The sequence below is a fragment of the Paratractidigestivibacter sp. genome, assembly GCF_963660155.1.
GTDB lineage: Bacteria > Actinomycetota > Coriobacteriia > Coriobacteriales > Atopobiaceae > Paratractidigestivibacter.
In genome coordinates this window covers 56,347-73,425 of record NZ_CAVKWG010000039.1, presented here as the reverse complement: position 1 = coordinate 73,425, position 17,079 = coordinate 56,347, and the positions used below count along the sequence as shown (strand labels likewise).

Annotated in this window: 12 protein-coding genes and 1 other RNA gene; 4 read left to right on the top strand and 9 right to left on the bottom strand. The window is 64.2% G+C overall.

Annotated elements, in window-relative coordinates; translation table 11 throughout:
* Positions 1-138: 138 nt before the first annotated feature.
* The 3 genes from ssrA to U5709_RS07380 all read right to left on the bottom strand — a co-directional run bounded on the left by ssrA (position 139) and on the right by U5709_RS07380 (position 4,838).
* Positions 139-504, bottom strand: a transfer-messenger RNA (tmRNA) gene (gene ssrA, locus U5709_RS07390).
* A 113-nt stretch (positions 505-617) separates the two neighbouring features.
* Positions 618-2,354, bottom strand: a complete 1,737-nt coding sequence (locus U5709_RS07385; protein WP_321970691.1) for a PHB depolymerase family esterase — start codon at positions 2,352-2,354, stop codon at positions 618-620.
* A 252-nt stretch (positions 2,355-2,606) separates the two neighbouring features.
* Complete coding sequence (locus tag U5709_RS07380; RefSeq protein WP_321973109.1) at positions 2,607-4,838, bottom strand: family 78 glycoside hydrolase catalytic domain; 2,232 nt, start codon at positions 4,836-4,838, stop codon at positions 2,607-2,609.
* Between the two features lie 114 nt (positions 4,839-4,952).
* Between U5709_RS07380 and U5709_RS07375 the strand changes: the two genes are divergently transcribed.
* The 3 genes from U5709_RS07375 (at position 4,953) to U5709_RS07365 (ending at position 7,792) form a co-directional block, all read left to right on the top strand.
* Positions 4,953-5,927: an AraC family transcriptional regulator gene (locus U5709_RS07375; protein ID WP_321970689.1), complete on the top strand. Its 975-nt coding sequence runs from the start codon at positions 4,953-4,955 to the stop codon at positions 5,925-5,927.
* Between the two features lie 13 nt (positions 5,928-5,940).
* A complete protein-coding gene (locus tag U5709_RS07370; protein ID WP_321973108.1) occupies positions 5,941-6,774 on the top strand; it encodes an alpha/beta hydrolase in 834 nt (277 codons plus the stop codon).
* Positions 6,775-7,015: 241 nt separating this feature from the next.
* The gene (locus tag U5709_RS07365; RefSeq protein ID WP_321970687.1) at positions 7,016-7,792 is read left to right on the top strand and encodes a tyrosine-protein phosphatase; all 777 of its coding nucleotides are present in this window, start codon (positions 7,016-7,018) and stop codon (positions 7,790-7,792) included.
* Positions 7,793-7,965: 173 nt separating this feature from the next.
* Here U5709_RS07365 and U5709_RS07360 read toward each other — a convergent pair whose 3' ends face one another.
* Both U5709_RS07360 and U5709_RS07355 read right to left on the bottom strand, forming a co-directional pair.
* Entirely contained in the window at positions 7,966-10,470 is a 2,505-nt protein-coding gene (locus tag U5709_RS07360) for a phosphoketolase (protein ID WP_321973107.1), read from the bottom strand.
* 232 nt (positions 10,471-10,702) lie between these two features.
* Positions 10,703-11,722, bottom strand: coding sequence for a LacI family DNA-binding transcriptional regulator (locus U5709_RS07355; RefSeq protein ID WP_321970685.1), 1,020 nt, complete (start codon positions 11,720-11,722; stop codon positions 10,703-10,705).
* A 158-nt stretch (positions 11,723-11,880) separates the two neighbouring features.
* On the opposite strand from U5709_RS07355, the gene U5709_RS07350 reads away from it, so the two are divergent.
* Positions 11,881-12,570 carry an ATP-binding protein gene (locus U5709_RS07350; protein WP_321970684.1) on the top strand — a complete coding sequence of 230 codons (690 nt, stop codon included), beginning with the start codon at positions 11,881-11,883 and terminating at the stop codon, positions 12,568-12,570.
* A gap of 275 nt (positions 12,571-12,845) precedes the next feature.
* On the opposite strand, the gene U5709_RS07345 is transcribed toward U5709_RS07350, so the two are convergent.
* The 4 genes from U5709_RS07345 to U5709_RS07330 all read right to left on the bottom strand — a co-directional run bounded on the left by U5709_RS07345 (position 12,846) and on the right by U5709_RS07330 (position 16,918).
* On the bottom strand, positions 12,846-13,925 hold the full coding sequence (locus U5709_RS07345; RefSeq protein ID WP_321973106.1) for an aldose epimerase family protein: 1,080 nt from the start codon (positions 13,923-13,925) through the stop codon (positions 12,846-12,848).
* 118 nt (positions 13,926-14,043) lie between these two features.
* Entirely contained in the window at positions 14,044-14,343 is a 300-nt protein-coding gene (locus tag U5709_RS07340; RefSeq protein ID WP_321970682.1) for a type II toxin-antitoxin system RelB/DinJ family antitoxin, read from the bottom strand.
* Positions 14,344-14,518: 175 nt separating this feature from the next.
* Entirely contained in the window at positions 14,519-15,229 is a 711-nt protein-coding gene (locus U5709_RS07335) for an L-ribulose-5-phosphate 4-epimerase (protein WP_415860355.1), read from the bottom strand.
* A gap of 87 nt (positions 15,230-15,316) precedes the next feature.
* Positions 15,317-16,918 carry a xylulokinase gene (locus U5709_RS07330; protein WP_321970680.1) on the bottom strand — a complete coding sequence of 534 codons (1,602 nt, stop codon included), beginning with the start codon at positions 16,916-16,918 and terminating at the stop codon, positions 15,317-15,319.
* Positions 16,919-17,079 lie beyond the last annotated feature (161 nt).

The following is a 17,079-nucleotide window of genomic DNA, read 5'->3' as shown; positions in this document are numbered from 1 at the left end:
CGGTGCTCAAAAAACTGCCGCCATCCCTGTTTTTGTGCACGCGGGCCCGCGCTCGCGCTCCGCACGGAGTTCGATTCTCCGCTACGGCACAAAAAGGGGCCGCGGGCTGATGCGCCCGCGGCCCCCGTGCTTCACATATGGTGGAGGTGCGGAGAATCGAACTCCGGTCCAAAGCAAGCCCCTGAAAGGTGTCTCCAGGCTCAGTTGCCGGTTAAATCTTAGCCGCCGCGCACCCGTCAACCCGCGCTTGGCGACCCAGTTGGTTCAATCTTTTTGCCTGGCATACCAGCTACGTCCAAGCAAGCATCTCCCTAAAATGACGTCGCCGCGGAAACGGGAGCGATCCCCGCTTTGACGCGCCGCTAGTTAATTAAGCGGCGAGAGCCAGGGGCTCGTAAGAATAAGTGTCGTCAATTCAATTTGACGGTTCCCCTGTTTAACGTGGCGAGGAGACCACGGCCTGCTGCCCATCTCAGGCCCACCCTGTCGAAACCAGTCACCCCCACGAGATGGAATGGGGACGCTGCCACCATGATGCGAATGTCAAGCTGCGGCCGCTCGCGCGGCGTGGATGTGATTGTACCCAAACCGGCCTGCGCGGGGCAACCGGCGCCACCTTAGCGCGTGAAGCCCTTGAAGAATTCCCAGAGGTAGGCGGCCTCGGGCTTCCAGTTCCAGTGCGCAAGGTCCTTAACGGCGACGAACTTCATGATGGGCGTGCCGGACGCGCCGTTGAGCACGTTCTCCTGCGCCGACTTGCATCCAAGCATAATGTCACTGGTCTTGTCAAACTTGACTCCGTACCAGGGGTTAAGGCTCAGGTCGTAGTTATCGGAAACCGGCAGGCCGTTAATCTTCTGATACGACTGGATGATGGAGAACATCGGCACGCGCGGGTCGGTCTTGGCGATGGTCGTGCCCTCGCCCGTCGGGAACGCGTACGGGCTCGAGAGGTCCACAGGGATCATGCCAAAGAAGTCGTGGTCGCCGCAGATGTAGGTAAAGGGCACGTTCGCGCCGCCCCAGTCCGCGGCGAGCGTGGCGATCTCCTCCTTGTCGATGCCGGGGCCGGACACGCCGCCCACGGCCGCGAACGTGTCAGCGTACTTGACGCCGTAGAGCTCGGAGGCGCTCGAGCCGGCGGAGAGGCCGGTCACATACACGCGGTGCGTGTCGATCTGCGGGTACTTCTCGAACATCGTGTCGAGCCACGTGATAAGACGGTCGTTCTGCAGACCATCGCAGCCGTAGAAGTTGGGTTGGGGCTCGTCGGAGCCGGACTCGTATACCGCGTCCTGCCACTCGGGGGCGAAGACGATGATGTCCTCCTCGCACGCGAGCTCGAGCCAGCCACTGGACTCGGCCTGCACGCGGGCGTCGTTCTGGTTGCCGTGCAGGGTCACGATCAACGGCACGGTGCCGGCGGAGGCGTCCTTGAGCCTGGTGGGCACATACTCGAACCAGGTGAAGGCGCCGTCGAGGCCCTTGACGGACGCGCTGTAATTCTCGACGTAATCGAACTGCGAGAAGTCAGGGATGGTGTACAGCAAGTAAGGGTCGGTCACCTCGGCGATGTTGGCCATGTAGAACTCGGTCGTCTCGTTGTGCTGGCGATAGTTCTTGGAGAAGACCTTCTCCCAGCAGTTAGCGAAAGCGGTTGTCACGTCGGCGTCGCTGGCCACGACGACGCGGCGCAGGGTGTCGTCGGGGTTCTCGTAGACGCCGTCGCCGACCTCCTTGGCGCCATTGGCAGCGATAACCGCGTCGACGGCCGCTTGGGGCGCGCCGCAAAGGTAGGCGGGCACGAAGGGGATGCCGGCGGCGTCGGCCTTGCTGCCGCCGAAGGTCATGATGCCGGCGACGAAGTACAACTTGGGGGCAAGGGCGCCGAGGACGAAGTCGGCGCCGTCGTCGATGCCGATAACCTTGACGTTGTTCGCAGGGCCGGCAGCCGCGGCGAGCTCGACGAACTTGTCGGCATCGGTGGAGGTGTAGGCGTCGCCCTCAGAGGGGTTGACCACGGTGACCTGGCCCACGTAGTCCTCGATGCTCTGGGCGAGGCCAAGTTTGCCCACGACCTCGGCCGCGCCGTCGAGGTCCTTCTTGCCGGCAAAGACGTAGTAGTTAGGCGAGAGCATGTCGGAGTGGTGGTACTGAACGCCGTCGTTGGCGGCGTTGTAGGCGAAGTTGCCGTCAGAGGCGGCGAGCTTATCGAACTTGACAACGCTCGCCGCGGCGCCGGAGCCGTTGGAGCTCGACTCGGCGGTGGACCCGCAGGCCGCGAGGGCAGTCGCGGAGACGGCGCCGAGGCCGGCAAGGAACCTGCGGCGGGACAGAGCGAAGCGATCGTTCATGACGTTCTCCTTTTCTACGTGCTGCGCGTTGCAGCAATTTCAGGCGTCTTTTAGCTTTTATGGCAGCAATGGTCCCGGAGCATCGGACGGCGATTGGCTTATGGGTGCTTTCGGACAGGGGGTGGCAAGAGGGGCGAGGGGCGCCCCTCTTGCCCGAGGAAGGAAGGAAACACAGCGAAGATAGCTCATAGTAGAGACTATTTTTGCTGGACTAACGATATTACAGGGCTATTTGGTGCGACAATGTCAGCTCTACTGGAGTTGAGTGCCATTTTTTGTGATAGTCACATCGGGGAGGGCGGCCACACGGCCCGAGATTTCGGCGCGCACGTTGCCCTCGGTGCGCACGTCGAGCGCGATGCTCGCGTCCGCGCGGCGGCGCCAGGAGACCTCGACGCGCCCGCTCGCGCCGTCGTAGGCGCAAGCGCACCCGTCGAGCTGCGGCGAGAAGTACGGGTCGACGATCACGTGGTCGGCGGCCACGGCGTCCGCAGCCACGGCGATGCCGCCGAGGGCCTGGTACATCCACTGCAGGTAGCTCGTGAACATGGCGTGGTTGAGCGACGAGAGCTTGGTGTAGAACTCCTCCGCGATGGCGCCGGAGCCGTTGGCCAGCATGTGCGAGAAGCTCGGCTCGCCGCGGCGCAGCAGCCAGGCCTCCACCTCGCGGTCGTGGCCGTGGGCGTGGAGCAGCTCGTAGGCGTGCATGGTGCCGAAGATGCCCGTGAGCATGAGGCCGTCCTGCTCGGCGATCCGGGCCGCCAGGGCGTCGGCCATCTGCTGGGCGTCGGCAAGGCCGAGGGCGCCCGCGAAGGCGTAGGAGGTCTGCGTGCCGTCGCCGAAGGAGCCGTCCTCGCGTGCGAAGCGCTCAACGATCTGGGGCTTGAGCTGGGCGACCTTCTCGGCATAGCCCTGGTCGTCGCCCATGAGGCGCTCGAGCTCGGCGCCGAGCTGCGCCATCCACAGGATGGAGCACCAGCCCACGAACTCCTTGTCGGGCGTGCCCGAGCCGAAGGCGCCGACCGTCTGGACGCTGCCGTGGTCGCCCAAGCAGTGGCTCGCGAGCTCCTCGGGGTCCCAACCGAGCAGGTAATCCATCAACTTCTTGATGTATGGCCACTCAACGGAGACCTCGTCGCGAAGGCCATAGTAGCGAATGGCCCGCACAGCCAAATAGGGATAAGCGAGCTGCCAGAGGATGGGGCCCTCGCCCTGGCCCGTGCCGTTGGACTGGATGCCCATGTAAGGCGCCGTCTCGGGCACGCCGCCCGCCGCCGTCTGGTCGTCGCGGAAGGCGCGCAGCGTGCGGACGATCAAATCGCCGCAGTTGAAAGCCATGAAGTTCGAGTGGCTCAGGGCCACCATGTCGCCGCCGTAGCCCAGGCGCTCGCGGGCGCAGTCCTCCCACAGGCCGTGCACGTTGTTGAGCTTGGTAAGTAACGCGGCATCATAAAGCTGCTGGTAGAAGGGGTGGTCGAAGCGCATCTGCCCTGCGGCGGCAAGGTCGGTGTGAACCGAGTGCGCGCGGAACGAGACGACGGCCTCGGCAGGCGCGCCCTCCAGGTACGCGTAGCGGAACGAGTGCGTGGAGAAGAGGCCCGTGAAGCTGCTCGTGCCCTCGCCGCACACAATAACGTCCTGCTCAAGGCCGGTGGAGGGGCCGCCCTCGCCGCCGGGGACGATGTCTCCCGTGGGTACGCGCAGGCCGACGAGGCCGGCGTAGTTGGTGTCGTAGCAGGGGTCGCCCTTCTCGTCGAGGGCCTCGGCGTAGCTCACGCGCACGGCCGTGCCGGCAGCCGCCGCGAGCTCGAGCTCCACGGTGCCGGTGACCATGATGCCGAAGTCGTAGAGCGTGCCCTCCCCCAGCGGCGTGGCCGAGACGGGCTCGTAGGCCTCGAAGCGGCGACAAGGCGGCACGGGGCAGGCCAGGGGCTCGCCTGCGGGAGCGGGGACGGCGCGGGCCTCTGAGGCCTCGGGCGCGAGGGTGAAGTCGACGCGTTCGCCGAGGTAGATGTTGTTGAACACGCGGTTGCCGAGCTCGCAGGACCAGTCCTCGCCGGTGGCCAGGACCTGCTCGCCGTCGGCCACGAGCTCCGCCTGGAAGGCCGGGGTGCCGACCTCGACCAGGCGCTGGCGCAGATTGTACTTGCCGAAGAGCGTGAGCGGCGAGGGGTTGTACCAGCCGTTGCCGAGCTCGACCTCGATGCGGTTCTCGCCGGCGACGAGCAGGGACGTCACGTCGAGGACGTCGTGGTAGATGGTCTTCGTGGGATTCGTCCAGGCGCCGAGGAGCTCGACGCCCAGGCGCTGGCCGTTGATGCGCACGTCGGCGAAGCCGAGCACGGCGATGCTCAGCTCGGCCGCGGCCGGCGCCGACGCGAGCTCAAAGCGCGCCGAGAGCACGTGGTCGCGGTGGTCGGCGTAGTAGCCGACAGCGTTCTCGCCGTAGTCGAACTCAGGACCACAGATCCAAGCAGCTTCCATTCGAACTCCTCTGTGCTATATTGTTTTTATCATCCCTACCAACGTTAGTTTTTGCTGTTTACGTGCAGCAATAGCAATTGTTTCGTTTTTTGCTAACAGATTTTTGGATGGCTTATGAACATCGCAGAACTCGAACAGATCATTCGCGACTCCTCGGACGTGCCCAATGCGACCGAGGAGGAGGTCGTCGCGCACTTCCGCGCCAAGTACCCCGTCGTCAACTTCGGCGATCGCCCGGTCTACGTCTTTACCGCCGAGCGCGAGTTCGGCGGGAGCTGCCACGCCGTCTCGGTCCACGGCATCAACGCGCCGGCCACGCCCGAGCACATCTACCAGTACGCGCTGATCACGTACTGCTACGCGGGCGAGTTCAAGATGACGGTCGACGGCGCGCCCGTTACGCTGAGCGCCGGCGATTGTCTGGTTGCCGACCGCCACGTGCCGCACGGCGTCGCCGCGACCGGGCCCAACGACTTCGCGGTGAACATCGTGCTAAACGACCGCTTCTTCGACGACCACTTCCTCAAGACGGCGACACGCCTGGGCTCCAAGTTCGCGCTCGCGCTGAGCACCCGCACATCGGCCCACATGGAGAGCCGCGTGTATCAATCTCGCAATGATGAGCTCGCCCGCTGCCTCGTGGACCGCATCCTCTGCGAGAAGTTCGACCCTGCGGTCGCGACCGACGACATCATCGATTCGCTTGCAGAAGCCCTGCTCACGCACCTTTTGCGCACCTACGAGGGCGACGTTCGCTCGCAGGCCGAGATTGACCAGTGCGAGCGGCTCATCGGTCGCATCCGCGAGCATGTGGCGCTAAATTACCGCGAGGGAAACCTGGGCAAGATGGCCGCGGCCCTCGGCTACGACGCCACCTACCTCAGCGCCACCGTGCGGCAAGAGACTGGCCAGACCTTCAAGCAGCTCGTCAACGAGGAGCGGATGAAGCGCGCGGCGATGCTCCTGCAGGGCACCCACATGACGGTGGCCGAGATTGCGGCAGAGGTCGGCGTGAGCAACCTCACCCAGTTCTACAAGCGGTTCCGCGAGTACGCGGGCTGCACGCCCAACGACTACCGCAACCAATAGCTAAGGAGCAGCCATGCGGCAGGTTCGCATCACGTTGAACGAAGAGACGGGCGCGCGCCTCGAGGGGTGGGCCATCGACCCGCACATCTCGGCGAGCGAGGTCCGGGCGCGGCCGGCGATGATCGTAGCGCCGGGCGGCGGGTACCTCAACCTTGCCCACCGCGAAGCGGAGCCGGTGGCCGCGCGGTGGCTCGGCATGGGCTACCAGGTGTTTATTCTGCGCTATTCGGTGCTTCTGGGGGCGCCCGAGGAGGGCGTCGAGCCGCAGCCGAGCCTCGATGCGCGCTATCCCGTGCAGGTCGGTGAGGCGTCGCGCGCCGTGGCCTACGTCCGCGAGCATGCCGAGGAGCTGGGCGTCGATGCCGAGCGCGTCTTTATCCTGGGGTTCTCGGCGGGAGCTCACGTGGCGATCTCGCTGGCGGAGCGCTGGCAGGACTTCGGCGAGGCGGCGCGGCCGCGCGGCGTCGTCGGCTGCTACCCGATGCTTCGCGCGCTAGATCGAGGCGACGACGTGCTCCAGGAGTTCTCGGCGCTCGCCGTATGCGGGACGAAGCACCCCAGTGACGAGCAGCGCGCCGAGGTCGACCTCGTGGAGCATGCCAATACGTCGATGCCGCCGCTCTTCTTGTGGCACACGAGCGAGGACGGCCTTGTGCCCCCTGCGGACACGGCGCGCTTCGCCGCCCGCGCGATGGAACTCGGCGTCCCCTGTGAGCTGCACATTTATCGCGAAGGACACCATGGGAGCGGCCTTTGCGACCAGACCACCTCGGCCCACGGCGAGCACATGAACCCGCACAACGCCACCTGGGCGGTTCTGGCCGACGAATGGGCGCGCGGGCTTTAGACTCAAAGCCGCCGCGGCCCCAGCGCGGCCTCGACGCGGTCCTGCGTGCACAAAAACAGGGATGGCGGCAGTTTTTTCGCACACAGCCCAAGTAGCTAAATTTCTGACAGCCCATCTACCTGCGGTTTTGTTGAACGTAAAACACGGTCTACTCGGCTGGCCCTCAAAAAACTGCCGCCATCCCCGGTTTTTGCAAACGGCCGGCCTCAAAAAGCACCCCAAACCACCCAGAAAGGACGATATGGACGAGAAAAACCTGCCCGGATACGTGTCCGGGTTCGACCCCGAGAGGAACATTCGCGAGCTCGGCGGCATCGAGGCGCGCGACGGTCGCCGCGTGCGCCACGGCCTGCTGTATCGCGGCTCCACGCTGGGCAACCTGAGCGACGAGGAACGTGCCGGCGTCGACGGCCTCGGCCTCGCCTGCATCTTCGACTTGCGGGCCGCCGCCGAAGCCGACGCCTTCCCCGAGTACATCCCCGAAGGCACCGCCCACCAGCGCGTCGCCGGCATGTACGGCCCCGACGGCGCCGAGATGGACTTCTCGCCCGCTGCCATCGCCCGCATGGAGAGCTCGGGAGGCGAGCCGGTCGATATCATGCGCGCCCTGTATCTCTCGATGGTGCGAGACAACCCGGCGCTCCACGCCCTCGTCGACCACCTCAAGACCCACGACGCCCCGCTCTATTTTCATTGCAGCGCAGGTAAGGACCGCACCGGCATCGCCGCGGCGCTCATCCTCACCATCCTCGGCGTCGACGATGGGACCATCATCCGGAACTTCCTCGACACCAACATCTACCGCGCCGAGATGATAAGCAACCCGCCCGACCCGCTGCCGCCCATGTTTCCTACCAAGGAGCTCTGGATCCAAGCCAACGAGGTCTACCCCGCCAACCTCCAAGCCGTCCTAGACGCCTGGGGCACCCAAGGCCCCTCCCGCGAGCACTTCCTCCAGGAGGAGTTCGCCCTCGACCAAGACACCCTCTCGTCCCTCCGCTCTTTCTACCTCCACTAACAACAAGGCCGGGATGGAGCCCCTAAATCGGAATCCCTCCCGGCCAATCATTCGTGCAAACGAGCCTACAGCCCGCTGAGAGACGCCCTCGGGCTTGTCTCAGGCGACTTCTGAGCTGCGTAGCAGCGAAGCTGAGCCAGAGACAAGCCCGAGGGCGCCGGACTCGCAGTGGGCTATTCGTTATCTCCCGCGGTCATCTGGGTAGCGGAAAGCTGGCCGTTGGAAGTGGCGGCGGCGTCAGGCCACACCCAGCTGGTGAAGTCGGGGTGATCGTAGCCCTCGTCGCAAGCGAACTTGAAGGCCTCGAGGCGGAAGTCCTCCCACTTCTGGATCTGGTCGGCGAACTTCTCGGCGTCCACGATGCGCAGCGCGTCGGCAGCCAGGGCCCAGCGGTCCATGTTGTTGAGGCGCAGCATGTCGAACGGCGTGGTCGTGGAGCCCTTCTCCTCGTAGCCGTGCACGTGGAAGTTGTCGTGGTTCGGACGGTCCCAAACGAGGCGACGGATGGTGCCGGAGTAGGCGTGGAAGCAGAACAGGACCGGCTTGTCGTGGCCGAAGAGCTCGTTGAAGCGCTCGTCGGAGATGGCGAGGTCGTTCTCGGAGGCGTTCTGGATCTTGAGCAGGTCGACGACGTTCACGAAGGTGGCCTTGACGCCCAGCTTCTTGAGCATGTCGAGGGCAGCGAGGGCCTCGAGGGTCGGCACGTCGCCGCAGGTGGCGATAACGAGGTCGGCGTCGTCGATGGACTCAGCGGAGCTGGCCCACTTCCACTCGGCCACGCCCTCCTCGAGCTCGGCCTTGGCGTCGTCGACGGTGATGAAGGTCGGCGCCGGCTGCTTGCCGCAGAAGATGGCGTTCACGCAGTTGGTGGACTGGTAAACCTTCTCAGCCACAGCGAGGGCCATGTTGGCGTCGCAGGGGTAGTAGGCGTTGACGACGTGGGTCTCGTTGGACTTGTTGAGCAGCAGGTCGATGAAGCCCGGGTCCTGGTGAGAGAAGCCGTTGTGGTCCTGGCGCCAGACGTGGCTGGAGAGCAGGATGTTCAGGCCGGCGATAGGCGCGCGCCAAGGGATCTCGCGGACGGTGGCCTCGAGCCACTTGCAGTGCTGGTTGACCATGGAGTCGACGACGTGCACGAAGGACTCGTAGGAGCTCCAGACGCCGGTGCGGCCGGTGAGGACGTAACCCTCGAGGAAGCCCTCGCACTGGTGCTCGGAGAGCTGCTCGACGACCTTGCCGGACGGGAAGAGGAGCTCGTCGTTATCGCCATCGGCGTAGTAGCCGGCGTCCCACTGCTTGCCGGTCACCTTATAGGCGTCCTGCAGGCGGTTGGAAGCGGTCTCGTCGGGGCCGAAGATGCGGAAGTTGTCGTTCTTGGCGAGGACGTCGGCCGTGTAAGCGCCGAAGACGCGGGCAGCCTCGGCAGCGCCCCAGCCGTGGCCCTTCTCGGCGACGGGGATCTCGTGCTCGTGGATGTCGGGGAGCTCGAGCTTCTGGAAAATCTTGCCGCCGTTGGCGTTGGGGTTGGCGCCGATGCGCAGGTCGCCCTGAGGCATGAAGGCCACGACGTCGTCCTTGACCTGGCCGCCCTCGGTGAAGAGCTCCTCGGGCTTATAGGACTTCAACCAGTTGCGCAGCACGCGGAAGTGCTCGTGGGTGTCCTTGGCGGAAGCCAGCGGCACCTGGTGGGCACGCCAAGAGTCCTCGGTCTTCTTGCCGTCGATGTGCTTGGGGCAGGTCCAACCCTTGGGGGTGCGGAAGATGATCATCGGGTAGACGGGACGGGTCTCGTCGCCCTCCTCAGCAGCCGCCTTGATGTCGCAGATCTGGTCGAAGACCTCCTCGAGCAGGTTCGCGAAGCGACGATGGATGGAGGCGTGGGACTCGTTGTCGAAGCCGGCCACGAAGAAGTGCGGGTCATAGCCCATGCCCTCGAAGAACTCGGCGAGCTCGGTGTCGGAGACGCGGGCGAGGATGGTCGGGTTGGCGATCTTGTAGCCGTTGAGGTGCAGGATCGGCAGCACGATGCCGTCGGTCTTGGGGTTCACGAGCTTGTTGGACTGCCAAGAAGTGGCGAGCGGGCCGGTCTCGGACTCGCCGTCGCCGACGACGGCCACGGCCAGCAGGCTCGGGTTGTCCATGATGGCGCCGTAGGCGTGGGACAGGGTGTAACCGAGCTCGCCGCCCTCGTGGATGGAGCCGGGGGTCTCGGGCGCGAAGTGGCTGGGGATGCCGCCGGGGTAAGAGAACTGGCGGAAGAACTTCTGCAGGCCGGCCTCGTCGTCGGTGATGTCCGGGCGGACCTCACGGTAGGTGCCGTCGAGCAGGGACTGAGAGGTGCCGGCGGGGCCGCCGTGACCCGGGCCCATGAGGAAGACTGTGCTCTGGCCGTGGTCGGCGATGAGGCGGTTGACGTGACCGAAGAGGAAGTTCACGCCCGGGGTGGTGCCCCAGTGGCCAACGAGGCGGTGCTTGACGTCGGCGCGGGAGAAGTCGCGGGTCTGGCCGGTCTTCTCGTCGACGAAGTCAGACTTCATCAGGGGGTTGGAGCGAAGGTAGATCTGGCCGACGGAGAGGTAGTTGGAAGCGCGCCAGTACTTCTCGACGCCCTCGAGCTCCTCCTCGGGAACGGCGTGGGTGAGCTTCTGCCACGGGGTGCCAATAACGGGGTGGGCCATGCTTGATCCTCCTTGATCGTAACCTCGCTTGGGGGATGCGAGGTGCTTGCTTGAGCCAAGACCGATATTAGAAAGGTAAAACGCTTTACTTCTTGAGAAATCGGAAGTAATTCGTTTTAGTTGAGAATTTAGTAATCGCAAAAGCGTTCACTTTGTTCAGACCGTTCAATACGAATGACGGTAAGTTGCGGAAAGCCGCCAATGGACAAAGGGACAGTCCCTTTGTCCGGCGCTACAGCCACCTGACCGAGTCCTTGACGATGATCTTAGGCCGCAGGATGCGGGTGACGGAGGACGAGCGGTCGGCGCCGGAGTCCTCGGCGAGACGCGCGAACATGAGCTCCAGCGCCGCCGCCGCGAGCTCGGCGGAGTTCTGCTCGATGGAGGTGAGCGCCGGCTCAAAGAGCGTGTCGGCAGCGGAGTTGTCGTAGCTCACCACCGAGTAATCGCGAGGAACGCGCAGGTCATTGGCATAGAACAGCTTGAGCAGGCCGAGCGCGATGTTGTCGGAGCTCGCGAAGACGGCCGTGGCGTCCGTCTTGAGGATGCCCTTGGCGGACTGGAAGGCGTCGTCGATGTAGTAGGCGCTGTGGAGCTCGAGCTCGGGGTCGGGCTCGATGCCGTGCTCGCGCAGGGCGCGCTCGTAGCCGGCCATGCGCTCGAGGCCCGTGTTGGATTCTTTGTTTATGATGGCCGCGACGCGCTCATGCCCGCGCCCGAGCAGGTAAGAAGTGGCCAGGTAGCCGCCCTGTTCGTTATTGAATCCGACGCGGTCGCAGTCGAGTCCCTCTATAAATCGGTCAACCATCACGAAGGACACGGGCAGCTGCTCGAGGATGGACTTGAGCCCGCGCGCGTAGCGCAGCTCGTCGGCAACGACGATAAAGATGCCGTCGACGCCGCGGTTCACAAAGAGACGGATGAGGTCCGCGTCGTTGTGCGTGCTGTCGTCGGAATTGGCAATAAGCAGCAGGTAGCCGCGCTTGCGGCACGCGACCTCGAGGTGGTGCGCAAGCGACGAGAAGAAGCGCGACTCGATGTTCGGCACGATGAGGCCGAGCGTCTGCGAATGCTGCGTGACGAGGCTTCGCGCGATCTGGTTGGGGATGTAGCGCTTCTTGCGGGCGACTTCCTTGATGCGCGCGCGGCTCTCGGCCGAGATCTTGCACGACCGGTCGTTGAGCACAAGCGACACGGCGGTGGGCGACAAACCCACCTCCCGCGCGATGTCCTTCAGCGTCACCTTTGCCATGCTTCTCCCCCGCCGTTTAACAACATCATGATATTGAAGTTGGGGAGCATGCAAAACTTCGCCAAGAATTTGCTAATTGCGCAGTCGTAGTCATTAATTAGCGCAGATTTGCAATATCTAGTAATTTCTAAGCGTGTCTGAACTCCATAACTAGTAAGTTGGCAGAGTGCCTCTCGTTTGTTCGCCGCAACCTTTCCCAGTCAACCAAAATAGACCCCAGCAGCGGCGAGAGGATCGATGAGCTCGACCTGCCGATGGTGGCGGTTCGCGAGGTAATTCTCAACGCGCTCGTGCACCGCGACTACAGCATCCATACCGAGGCCATGCCGGTGCAGGTAGAGCTATATTCCGACCGCCTTGAGGTAAGAAATCCCGGCGGCCTTTACGGCAGGCTCACGGTCGACCAGCTCGGCAAGGTCCAACCGGACACGAGAAACCCGGCACTCGCGACCGCAATGGAAGTGCTTGGACAGACCGAGAACCGTTATTCGGGGATTCCGACCATCCGCCTTGCGATGCGACAGGCAGGAAAACCGGAGCCGGAATTTACCGACACCGGATCCGAGTTCCACGTTACCCTGCGCATCCACGCCTCAGAAAACGCCTCGCCGGACGGCACGAAGCAGAGAGAGGCAGGTAAACAGAGCCGAACCACCAAGCGGGCGGCGGCTTTGCTCGCTTTTTGCAACGAACCTAGGTCGCGGGCAGAAATCGCCGAGATGCTCGGCATCGGCGAATTCTATGCGTCGCGCGCATACATAAACCCGCTGCTGGACAAAGGGCTTCTTGCCAGAACCGAGCCAGAAAAGCCGAGGAGCAAGAGTCAGAGATACGTACGGGCAAGATAGCGCGGCAGGCCGGCGCATCGCCGCAAAGAAGACGCGACGAGTTGGTCCGCGCGGGGCCGCGGCGCAAAGAAAACGCGACGAGTTGGTCCGCGCGGGGCCGCGGCGCAAAGAAAACGGCACCACTTGGTCGGATTGGGACCAAGCGAGGCCGTTTCCTTTGCAAATAAACCAAGCGGGCGCGATTTCTTTGCGGAACGGACCAAGCGGGGCCGTTTTCTTTGCGGCTACAGAGGCCAGCCAACAATGGCGGGCCGGTCCGCCGACCCGACCGCAGCCTAGCGCGCGGAGAAGGCGTAAACGGTGCGGGTGCGGTACGGGCGATCGGGGCCGAAGACCGGCTGCGGGAAGTTGGGGTGGTGGATGGCATCGGCGTAGAAGTTCGTCTCGAGCGCCACGGCGCAGTGATCGTGGTACGCGACGCCGCCCTTGCCGCTCGAGCCCTCCACGTAGTTGCCGGTGTAGACCTGCATGCCGGGCAGGTCGGTGGAGATATCCAGCACGATGCCCGTCTGGTCCGCCTCGAGGCGCGCCACATGGCGCTGGGCGCCGACGAAGCCGTCCTTGCCCTCCTCGGCCGGGGCCAGCACAAAGTTGTGGTCGATGCCGCGGGCGTTCACGATGGAGGGCGCCTTGCTCCCCACCACGTCCTCGAGCTCCTTGCCATCGTGGACGTCGAGCGGGGTGCCGTCGATGGGCAGCACGCGGCCGGTCGGGATCAGCGCGTCGGTGGTCTCGGTGTAGGAGTCGGCGTCCACGGTGAGGCGGTGGTGCAGGACCGTCTGGCCATCGCAGCCGTTCAGGTTGAAGTAGCTGTGGTTCGTCATGTTGATAAGCGTGGGCGCCGAAGCCGTACCGTCGTAGGTCACGCAAAGGGCGTCGTGGCCGTCGAGCTCATAGGTCATGTGCATGTCGACCTCGCCAGGGAAGCCCTGGTCGCCGTCGGGAGAGAGCAGGCGGAACTCCACCGTACCGCCGTCCTCGCCCTGCTCGATGCGGACGACCTCCCACTCGCGCTGGAACCACGGGTCGCGCCCGCTGTGGTTTGCGTTTGGGCCCTCGTTGGCGGTGAGCTCGTAGGTGGTGCCGCCCAGCTCGAACGAGGCGCCGGCGATGCGGTTGACCACACGGCCCACCGGCGCGCCGAACATGGGGCCGTTGTTCACGTAGCCCGCGGCGTCGTCGTAGCCGAGCACGCAGTCCACGAGCTCGCCCGCGGCCGTGGGAACCTTAACGGAGACGATGCAGCCGCCCACGTTGGTAAGTGCGACCTGCATGCCCGCCTTGTTCGAAATGGTGAAGAGAAGGGCATCTCCCCCATCGGGAAGCTGACCGAATGCGGTACCGTTGACCTGCATGTTGTTCTCCTTATCCACGAATCGAGAAGCGCCCGTCGCCGGGCCGTTCGCTGCTTGTAAGTCTAGCGCCGCCGCCCGCAAAATCTGCCGCCGTAAGGGCTAAATACCCTCGAGTACCTTAGTAAGCCTCGCCTGGATGTCGCGCGTCGGCAAGCGAGGTCAAATTACCGGAAACGGAGTCCGTGATACGCGAGGAGATCAGCGACCGAAGCTCGTCATCGCTCATACGATCGGCGTCAACCGCACGCGGAGCGCTCGGGATTCGCGGGGTAAAGGGGATTCCTCCCGTTAGCGCGATCTGCTTAAGGTACATGGTTATGGCCGTGGACATCGGAATGCCCAACTGGTCGAGCACGTACTCTGCACTGCTCTTTACCTCCGGCGAAACGCGCAGGTTCAGCGTCGCGGTTTTCTCCATAGCAGCCTCCTCGCCAAATTAGTGACGTAAATGTACCGCTGTTTGCGTTACAACCTCATCGAGAACCCCGCCCGCAAAGTAGACAAAGGGACTGTCCCTTTGTCCACAAAAAGGGCGGAGGCCCGAGAGCCCCGCCCTTTGACGTGCGGTTATGCGGGCCGAAACCCGTGTGATCTTAGTGCTCGCCGCCCTGGCCGTAGTAGGCGTTGGGGCCGTGCTTGCGCATGTAGTGCTTGTTGAGCAGGTACTGGGGAGCGGGACCGCAATGAGCCGAGAGGATCTCGGTGTCGCGGGCCATCTTGGCGCACTCCTCCAGAACGACGGCGTGATAGACGGCCTGCGCGGCATCCTTGCCCCAGCTGAACGGGCCGTGGTTGCGCACGAGGACGCCCGGCACGGCGACGGGGTCGATCTCACGCTCAGCGAAGCCGTCGACGATGACATTGCCGGTCTCGAGCTCATAAGCGCGCTCGATCTCGTCCTCGGTCAGGCCGCGCATGCAGGGCACGGGGCCATAGAAGTAGTCGGCGTGGGTGGTGCCGTACGCCGGGATGTCGCGGCCGGCCTGGGCCCAGGCGACGGCGGCGGCGGAGTGGGTGTGCACGACGCCGAGAACGCCCTTATCGGCCCAGTGCTTGTACATAACGGCGTGGGTGGCGGTGTCAGAGGACGGGTTCATCTCGCCCTCGACGCGGTTGCCCTCAAGGTCGCAGACAACCATGTTCTCGGGACTCAGGTCCTTGTAGTCGACGCCGGACGGCTTGATGACGAAGAGGCCCGACTCGGGGTCGTACTCGGAGGCGTTGCCCCAGGTAAAGACGACCAGCCCGTGCTTCGGGAGGTCCATGTTGGCCTCGTAGACCTTCTCGCGCAGTTCCTTAAGCATCATTTTGAAGCTCTCCCCTCTTTTGGAGCCGTATACTTGAGCGTTTTGAATGTTTCTGCACGTAAAAACGCTCCGTTGCGAACGATTCTAAACCAATTGTGCCTCGGCTGTCTTCTCGGCTTCGTTAACTTTCTTAAATGCATCCAGGAACGCGCGGTAGCCCTCGACGTCGGCGTCGTCGGGCTCCACGGTCACGCCCTCCATGCCGGCGAAGACCTTGTTGTTCAGGAAGTCCGCGAGGTTCTCGCCCTCAGCCTTGTTGGCCATGTAGGACGCGGCGACGGCCTGGCCCCAGGCGCCGCCCTCGCCCGCCGTGGACATGACGGTGACGGGAGCCTCGAGCGCGGCGGCAAGCAGGGACTGCGCCACCTTCGGGGTCTTGAAGATGCCGCCGTGGCCGTAGAGCTTGTCGATCTTGACATCCTCGGCGCGCAGGGCCTCGTTGCCCGCGGCAAGAGCGCCAAAGGCGGCCATGATGTGCATGCGCATGAAGTTGGCCACGTTGAAGTTGGCGTTCTGCTTGCGCACGACCATCGGGAAGCCGGTCTGGACGCCCATGACCGTCTCGCCTGAGATGAACGGGATGGAGACGAGGCCGCCGGCGTCCTTGTCGCCGGTAAGCGCCGCGTTGAAGAGCTTGGTATAGATGTCGCCCTTGTCGACGGGGGTGCCCATGGTCTGTGCGAAGTCCGCGAGAAGGTCAACCCAGTCGTTGATGTCGGAGGTGCAGTTGTTGCAGTGCACCATGGCGACCGGGTCGCCGACGGGGGTCGTCACGAGGTCGATCTCCTCGGCGGTGGCGTCCTTCAAGGCGTGCTCGAGCACGATCATCGAGAAGACCGAGGTGCCGGCCGAGACGTTGCCCGTGCGCTGGGCGATGGAGTTGGTGGCGATCATGCCGGTGCCGGCGTCACCCTCGGGCGGGCACAGCGGGCAGCCGGCCTGAAGGTCGCCCTCGGGGTCGAGCAGGCGCGTGCCCTCCTCGGTGAGATGGCCCGCCACTTCGCCGGCAACAAGCACCTTGGGCAGCAGGTCCTCGACCTTCCAGGCCACGCCCTTGCTGGCCACGAGCTCGTCGAACTGGGCGATCTTGGCGGCGTCGTAGTCGTAGGTGGTGGAGTCGATAGGGAACATGCCGGAGGCGTCGCCGATGGACAGGACCTTCTCGCCGGTCAGGCGCCAGTGCACGAAGCCCGCGAGCGTGGTGAAGAAGTCGATGCTGGGCACGTGCTCCTCGCCGTTCAGGACGGCCTGGTAGATATGCGAGACGCTCCAGCGCTCGGGGGTGTGGAAGGCGAAGAGGCCGGAGAGCTCGTGGGCCGCCTCGGTGGTGGTGGTGTTGCGCCAGGTGCGGAACGGCACGAGCAGCTTGCCGGCCGCGTCGAACGGCAGGTAGCCGTGCATCATGGCCGAGATGCCGAGGGCGCCCACCTGGGTGAGCTTGACGCCGTACTTCTCGGCAACATCTGCCTTAAGCGATGCGTAGGCGGCCTTGAGGCCGGCAAAGATCTCGTCCTCGGAGTAGGTCCAGTAGCCATCGACCAGAGAGTTCTCCCAGTCAAAGGTGCCGATGGCCACGGGCTCGTTGTTGGAGTCGTCCAGAACCGCCTTGATGCGGGTGGAGCCGTACTCGATGCCAAGGCTCGTGCGCCCCGACTCGATATCAGCAATAACCTGCTGCTTATCCATGTTGTTTCTCCTTACGAAACGATTTGATGTCCCGGAACCCTCATAGGTCCCCCAATAACCCCACGGGGCCAAGCGCCGCGCCCGCAAGTCCGTCCCTAAACTGCAGCGGTTTGGGGACTGTCCCCTTTCTGCAGCGGTTTGGGGACTGTCCCCAAACTGCA

Coding starts and splice junctions, on each gene's coding strand:
- U5709_RS07330 (WP_321970680.1), bottom strand. CDS start 16,918: ATGGATAAGCAGCAGGTTATTGCTGATATCGAGTCGGGGCGCACGAGC.
- U5709_RS07360 (WP_321973107.1), bottom strand. CDS start 10,470: ATGGCCCACCCCGTTATTGGCACCCCGTGGCAGAAGCTCACCCACGCC.
- U5709_RS07355 (WP_321970685.1), bottom strand. CDS start 11,722: ATGGCAAAGGTGACGCTGAAGGACATCGCGCGGGAGGTGGGTTTGTCG.
- U5709_RS07370 (WP_321973108.1), top strand. CDS start 5,941: ATGCGGCAGGTTCGCATCACGTTGAACGAAGAGACGGGCGCGCGCCTC.
- U5709_RS07375 (WP_321970689.1), top strand. CDS start 4,953: ATGAACATCGCAGAACTCGAACAGATCATTCGCGACTCCTCGGACGTG.
- U5709_RS07365 (WP_321970687.1), top strand. CDS start 7,016: ATGGACGAGAAAAACCTGCCCGGATACGTGTCCGGGTTCGACCCCGAG.
- U5709_RS07385 (WP_321970691.1), bottom strand. CDS start 2,354: ATGAACGATCGCTTCGCTCTGTCCCGCCGCAGGTTCCTTGCCGGCCTC.
- U5709_RS07340 (WP_321970682.1), bottom strand. CDS start 14,343: ATGGAGAAAACCGCGACGCTGAACCTGCGCGTTTCGCCGGAGGTAAAG.
- U5709_RS07380 (WP_321973109.1), bottom strand. CDS start 4,838: ATGGAAGCTGCTTGGATCTGTGGTCCTGAGTTCGACTACGGCGAGAAC.
- U5709_RS07335 (WP_415860355.1), bottom strand. CDS start 15,229: ATGCTTAAGGAACTGCGCGAGAAGGTCTACGAGGCCAACATGGACCTC.
- U5709_RS07345 (WP_321973106.1), bottom strand. CDS start 13,925: ATGCAGGTCAACGGTACCGCATTCGGTCAGCTTCCCGATGGGGGAGAT.